Origin of the sequence: Paenibacillus protaetiae, assembly GCF_004135365.1 — a bacterium.
Taxonomy (GTDB): Bacteria; Bacillota; Bacilli; order Paenibacillales; family Paenibacillaceae; genus Paenibacillus_AP; species Paenibacillus_AP protaetiae.
On sequence record NZ_CP035492.1, the window covers coordinates 3,890,576 to 3,897,500 of the forward strand.

Here is a 6,925-nt window from a genome sequence, read left to right on the forward strand (position 1 = left end):
ATCCAAATTCAAGACAAGAAAACGAAACAAAAACCATTAAAATGCAGGCGGCAATCTTTTATACTGATGTAAGCGGTATCATTTGTTGCCAAGAAAGCGGGGGAGGACTTTGTTCAATTTCAGTTACAAAACCCAGCGATACCTGATTTTATTTGGTTTTTTGACGATCCCGGTGCTTTTATCGCTGACCTTCTCGTATTATCCGGCTGTTTCGTTGTTTTATTACAGCTTGACCGACTGGACAGGGCTGGGCTGGGATATGCATTTTATCGGCTTGGATAACTACAAGGAAATTTTTACGAAGCCGGAAGTATTCGGAGTGCTCAAGAACAACGCTTATTATTTTATCGGCGGGCTTGTCCAGGTCGCGCTGGCGCTATATTTCGCCGTTATTTTGAATGGGAGGCTGCGCGGCAAAAACGGTTTTCGCGCGGCATTGTTTTTGCCGTATGTGCTGCACAGCGTCGCAACGGTCATTATGTTCAAAAACGTTTACCACGGAGAATATGGGTCGCTGAATATGCTGCTTGGCGCAATCGGACTGGAATCTTGGCAGCAAAGCTGGCTTGGCAATAAGCATCTGGTTAATATTTCGCTGGCTTTTATATCCATGTGGAAGTTTATGGGGCTTAATATGGTCGTTTTTATCGGGGCGCTGCAATCCATTCCAAGCGATCTGTACGAAGCGGCTTCGATCGACGGCGCGTCGGGCTGGCAGAAGTTTCGCTACATTACTTTACCGAGCATTCGCAGCGTAATGGAACTGATGCTTATTTTGACGCTGACCGGCGCATTGGAAGCTTTTGATATTCCGTATGTGATGCTGCTTGGCGCCAATGGAACCTCTACCTTTGTCATTCAGACCGTCAATACGGCATTTAAGTACCAGAACTTTGGCCTTGCGTCTGCGATGGCAGTCGTGCTGCTGCTTATGGTGCTGCTGTTTATTGTTATTCAGAGAAAGCTGCTGTTTAGAGGGGAGAAATGAGGATGGAGCGGGAAGGTTCGGTCGGATTTGCCGTATTTAAATACGTTACGATTGCGGTTGCCCTTTTTGTTGTCTTTTTTCCAATCTATTCGGTTGTGATCGGAGCGTTCAAAACACAGGTCGAATATTATCAGTCAGGGCTGAGCCTGCCGAAAGATTTCTTTTATTTGGATAACTTTTCCAAAGTGATCGACGTAGGCGGCTTGATGCTAGGCTTCCGTAATATACTTGTTATTCTCTTTATTGCCGTAGCGGGCAATGTCGTCTTTGGCACGATGGTGGCTTATGCGCTTGGCCGGTTTGAGTTTAAGCTGCGGAAAACGATTATGGGCATGTACCTGGTTGCCCAAGTCATTCCGATGGTCACAACGCAGGTCGCAACGTTTACGATTATCCAGCATCTCCACTTGTACAACACGATGGGCGCGCCGATCCTGCTTTATCTTGGGGCCGATGTGCTGCAGATCGTCATCTATTTGCAATTCGTCGGCAGCATTCCGCGTGATCTGGACGAAAGCGCGATGATCGAAGGAGCGTCCCTGTTCCGGATTTACCGCTCGATTATTTTCCCGCTGCTCGGCCCGGCTACGGCGACATTAATTATTTTGAAATCCATTTCGATTTATAACGATTTTTATACCCCCTATTTGTATATGCCGAGCCAGAAGCTTAAAGTGGTGTCCACGGCGATCTACTCGTTTATTGGCCCGAATGCGGCTCAGCTGAATGTGATATCTGCCGGTATTCTCCTCATTTTTATTCCGACGGTGGTATTGTTCCTGTTTATGCAGCGCTATATCTTTGCCGGCGTTACCAATGGATCGGTTAAGTAATGCCGCGGCATGCACCTAACAAAATAATAGATTGTTAGCATAATTCATGACAATAAAAACCAAAAAGCTGCATTTGTTTTTAAAGCCAATCTGTTTAATATAGGTGATGAAAGCGATATCATTTTTTCACAGGGGGTAACCGGTTATGAAAAAAGGATGGGCAGCAGCAACGCTTCTTGCAATGACCGTAGCGATTTTGGCCGCATGCAGCGGCAATAACAGCAGCTCCAACAGCACGAACAGCCCTTCGCCGAGCACAGCTCCAACCGCCGATGCCAGCCAGGCGCCTAGCGGGGATGCTTCTGCCGCGCCTGCCGAGCTGGGCGGCAAGCTGAAGGTGCTGACGCAGCGGACGGATCTCGTAAACGACGGTACGATGGACCGTTACGCCAAAAAGTTTAAAGAAAAGTACCCGAAAGCCGAAATTGAGTTTGAGGGCTTAACGAATTACGCAACGGACATACAGGTCCGTTTGACGACCGGCGAAGCGGGAGACGTGCTGATGATTCCGGCTGGCCTCGCAACAAGCGAGTTCAGCAAATATTTTGAACCGCTCCCGGATTCCATGTTCGATAATGTTTATTTCGCCGATAACACGCTGTATGACGGCAAGCGGTACGGCATTTCCACCGGCGTCAATACGCAGGGGATCGTATATAACAAAAAAGCGTTTGCCGCAGCAGGCATCGACAAAGTGCCGGCGACGCTTGATGAGCTTTATGCCGATGCGGATAAACTGAAAGCCGCCAACATCATTCCGCTGTACATGAACTTTGGCGCGCAGTGGCCGATGGGCAACTGGGGGGACGGCACGGCGTGGTATATTTCCGGCGACCCGCAGTTCGCCTCCAAACAGGTTGCGTTGGATGCGCCTTTCCAGGTTGACAGCCCGTGGGGGGAAATCGCCAATATCGGCCGCACTTTTGTACAAAAAGGCTGGGTAGAGAAAGATCTGTATACGAATAACTGGGAGATGTCCAAAGGCGAAGTAGCCAGCGGCAAAGCGGCTATGTACTTCCTTGGCAACTGGGTTATTCCGCAAGTTATCGGCGCAGGCGCTTCGTCCGACGATATCGGCTTCTTCCCGTTTCCGTACGACAACAGCGGCAAATATAATGCGCCGCTCGGCTCTGACTATTTTGTCGCGGTCAGCAAGGACAGCAAAAACAAGGAGCTGGCAACCGCCTGGGTTGATTTCTTTGTGAAGGAATCCGGTTATGTAGAGGAATCCGGCTTTATGCCTATTGATAAAACCAAACAAGCTGCCAATCCGCAGCTCGCACAATTCCAATCGTTTAATCCGACGCTTATCGAAAGCGAAGCTACGGATCCTAAATTCAACGAGATCGCCAATAAAGCACAAATCGGAATCGGTGTAGGCGATTATGTTCAAGAGTATATCGTGGCCGATGATTTGAAAGCCGCATTTGACAAACTGAATGCCAAATGGAAAGAGGCTAAAACCGCATTAGGGTATTAAAACAACAGCCTTGTTTGCGGGGAGGACAGTTCTAAGAGCAGAACAGCCTTGGCACCGCACATGAGCAGCCTTACGGGCAGCATAGCTCTGAAGCCTGAAGCTGCAAACCGGCAGTGCCGCCTGGCTGAAAGCTCTATAAGAACGCCGTCTGTCCGCGGCAGGCATACCCGCATTTCTTGTTCCAGGCTGCCGAGCTTGGAACAAGAAATGTTTTCATTGTTTCAAACCTTTTATACGGTACAACGCTGCCAGGATGATGGGGAGGATGAAGATGACTTATACGTTTGCATTTACGGAGTGGACATTCAAGTCGGAGCAAGATACGGAGTGGCTGCCGGCACAGGTGCCGGGATGCGTGCACACTGATTTGCTGCGGAACGGCAAAATCCCGAACCCTTTTTATGGGACGAATGAAAGCAAAGTACAATGGATTGATAAAGTAGACTGGGAATATGAAACCGTGTTTGATGCAGATGAGCAGCTCCTGGGACATTCCAGACAAGAACTCATCTTTGAAGGTTTGGATACGTATGCCGAGGTTTACTTGAACGGCAGGCTTGTCATCGAGGCGGATAATATGTTCCGCACATGGCGGGCGGACGCGGCAGGATGGCTTCAGCCAACGGGCAATCGGCTCCGGGTCCGTTTCCGTTCCCCGGTCAAAGAAGATTTGCCGAAGCTGGAGCAGCTCGGCTATGCTCTGCCGGCCACGAACGACCAGTCGGATGTCGGCGGCCTCGGCGATCATAAAATTAGCGTGTTTGCACGCAAGGCGCCGTATCATTACGGCTGGGACTGGGGCCCCCGTTTCGTGACAAGCGGCATTTGGCGCGAAGCCAAACTCGTTGGCTGGTCCGATTTGCGTGTGACGGATATTTATATCCGCCAGGACGAGATTTCGTCCGAAGCCGCTCAATTGACTGCCTGCATAGAGCTTGAATCGGAGCGGGAGATGGACGTCACGGTCCGCTTATCTGCGGCAGGTTTGGCGTGGGAGCAGCCGGTTCATGTATTGCCGGGCATCCAGACTGTTGAAATTGAGGCGCATATCGAACAGCCGAAGTTATGGTGGTGCAGAGGGCTGGGCGAAGCGCATTTATATGCTTTTAAGGCGGAGGTGCTGCAGGACGACAAGCTTCTCGCAGAACGCAGCGCTGTAACCGGACTCCGTAAAGTTAAGCTGATCCGTAAAAAAGATGAGCGCGGCGCATCCTTTTATATCGAGCTGAACGGCGTGCCGGTATTTGCAAAAGGCGCTAACCATATTCCTAACGACAGCTTTATTACGGAAGTGACGTACGAGCGTTATAAGCACGAAATAGAAACAGCGGTGGAATCCAACATGAATATGCTGCGCGTTTGGGGCGGCGGCTTTTACGAGCAGCAAATGTTTTACGATCTGTGTGATCAGTACGGCTTGCTTGTATGGCAGGATTTTATGTTTGCCTGCAGCATGTATCCGGGAGATGACGCGTTTCTAAACAACGTCCGCCTGGAAGCGGAAGAGAATGTCAAACGGCTGCGCAATCATCCGTCTATCGCGCTTTGGTGCGGCAATAACGAGATCGACACCGCATGGTCTCATTATATAGAAGAGGGGGCTGGGGATGGAAGCAGCAGTATACAGCGGAGCAGCGCGAGAAGCTGTGGGCGGATTACCGGGCGGTATTCCATCACATTTTGCCTGAAGCGGTGGGGGCTTTTGCGCCCGATATCGACTACTGGCCATCTTCCCCGCTTGTCAGCTTGTCCGCCGACGAGAAACAGCATGCCCATCCGGCAACAACGGAAGGCGACATTCATTACTGGGGCGTATGGCATAACGTAGAGCCTTTTGAATACTACAATAAATATGTAGGGCGTTTTATGAGTGAATACGGCTTCCAGTCGTTCCCCGAATATAAGTCAGTCCGGACGTACGCTGAGGAATCGGATATGGCGCTGGAGTCGGAGGTAATGCTGGCCCACCAGAAGAACGGCGCCGGCAACCGCCTGATTAAACAATATATGGACAATTATATGAAGCAGCCAAAAGATTTCCCGTCCTTCCTTTATATGAGCCAGGTGCTGCAAGCCGACGCCATGAAAACGGCTATTGAAGCCCACCGCCGCAACAAGCCGTATTGTATGGGTTCGCTTTATTGGCAAATGAATGACTGCTGGCCGGTCGCTTCATGGGCGGGAATGGATTACTACGGCAGATGGAAGGCGCTGCAGTATTATGCCAAACGAAGCTTCCGGGATGTGATGTTGTCTTTTGATGGAACGGGAAGCCATCTCGATTGCTATATTGTGAATGACTCGCTTCAGCCTGTACAAGCTTCGCTCCGTCTTCGTTTGTTTGACTTTAGCGGCAGCTTACTCGAGGAGCGCGTCTATGCAGTTGACGCGCAGCCTAATATATCACAGCTGGTATTGTCCCTTCCGCAGGAGGAACTGCTGTCCGGCAGAGAGGCTTCAGCTGTCGTGCTGGAAGGAGAACTTGAAGGAGCGGGCGGCCTGTCGGACCGTGAATTGCATTATTTCGCTCCATTTAAAGCAATGGCGCTTCCGCAGGCCCGCATTCAAACGGGCGTATCCGTCAACGCGAATGGAGAGACCGTTTTGGCGCTTGAATCGGACCGCTTGGCCAAACAAGTATGGATAAGCTCGGCGGAAGAGGGAAGGTTTACGGACAACTTTTTTGATTTGATTCCGGGACAAACGAAACGAGTCATATTCCGCCCTGCTGATGGAACGGGTCGTATATCCGCAGATACGTTTGAAGTTCGTTCCATGGCTGATTTTATTGAACAATAATAGAGAAAGCGGGTAAACGATCTCCGCCCGGCAGAGGGCAATTCGTTAAATGACAGAATGCTTTCTGATGCTGAGAGTTTGAGCAATCGGTCTTATCGGATCGACCATCTATCGTCCACGGTTATCTTCATCTGTAATATAAGCGGAGAGCTTATACAACCAAAGCAAGGCTTCACAGCCTTGCTTTGGTTGTATAACAGATCGAATCCTGCTTCATCGGCGGAATGATCTATTCAAACGCAAGATTTAATCTCCTTTTTTCGTCCTTTTAAACTTTTTTTAAAAAAGGGTTGCAATATGTCGAAAGGATGTGGTATATTCTAATTCCGGTCGCGAAACAAACGCGGCGGACAAGCTTTCGAAACGCTCGGCCCACGATGTAAACGGCTGAACGGTTCGAAAAAAAGATTTAAAAAAAAGCTTGCACGAGCGAAACGGATGTGGTAAGATAACATTCGTTGTCGCGAGAAAAACAAGCGAAAACAAACGAAACAAATTGTTCTTTGAAAACTGAACAACGAGCGAAACTGCCCCATTAATCCTAACGGATTGATGGACAAGCGATAAAGTAAGAAATGAGCAAGTCAAACTTTTATGGAGAGTTTGATCCTGGCTCAGGACGAACGCTGGCGGCGTGCCTAATACATGCAAGTCGAGCGGAGCGGAAGAGGTGCTTGCACCTCTGAAGCTTAGCGGCGGACGGGTGAGTAACACGTAGGTAACCTGCCTGTAAGACCGGGATAACATTCGGAAACGGATGCTAATACCGGATAAGCGATTTCTTCGCATGAGGGAATCGGGAAAGACGGAGCAATCTGTCACTTA

General features: G+C 49.7%; 3 protein-coding genes, 1 rRNA gene and 1 pseudogene (1 of these 5 only partly in view). All 5 read left to right on the forward strand.

Translation table 11 applies throughout. The features are described from left to right. Positions 1-109: 109 nt before the first annotated feature. Positions 110-988: a carbohydrate ABC transporter permease gene (locus ET464_RS18010; RefSeq protein WP_129443343.1), complete on the forward strand. Its 879-nt coding sequence runs from the start codon at positions 110-112 to the stop codon at positions 986-988. 2 nt (positions 989-990) lie between these two features. Then, positions 991-1,821 (forward strand): carbohydrate ABC transporter permease, encoded by an 831-nt coding sequence (locus ET464_RS18015; RefSeq protein WP_129443345.1) that lies wholly within the window; start codon positions 991-993, stop codon positions 1,819-1,821. A gap of 145 nt (positions 1,822-1,966) precedes the next feature. Continuing rightward, positions 1,967-3,301, forward strand: coding sequence for an ABC transporter substrate-binding protein (locus ET464_RS18020; RefSeq protein ID WP_129443347.1), 1,335 nt, complete (start codon positions 1,967-1,969; stop codon positions 3,299-3,301). Between the two features lie 253 nt (positions 3,302-3,554). Further along, a pseudogene (locus tag ET464_RS18025) lies at positions 3,555-6,100 on the forward strand (beta-mannosidase). Positions 6,101-6,691: 591 nt separating this feature from the next. Next, positions 6,692-6,925: ribosomal RNA gene (locus ET464_RS18030) — 16S ribosomal RNA — on the forward strand (it continues 1,319 nt past the right edge of the window).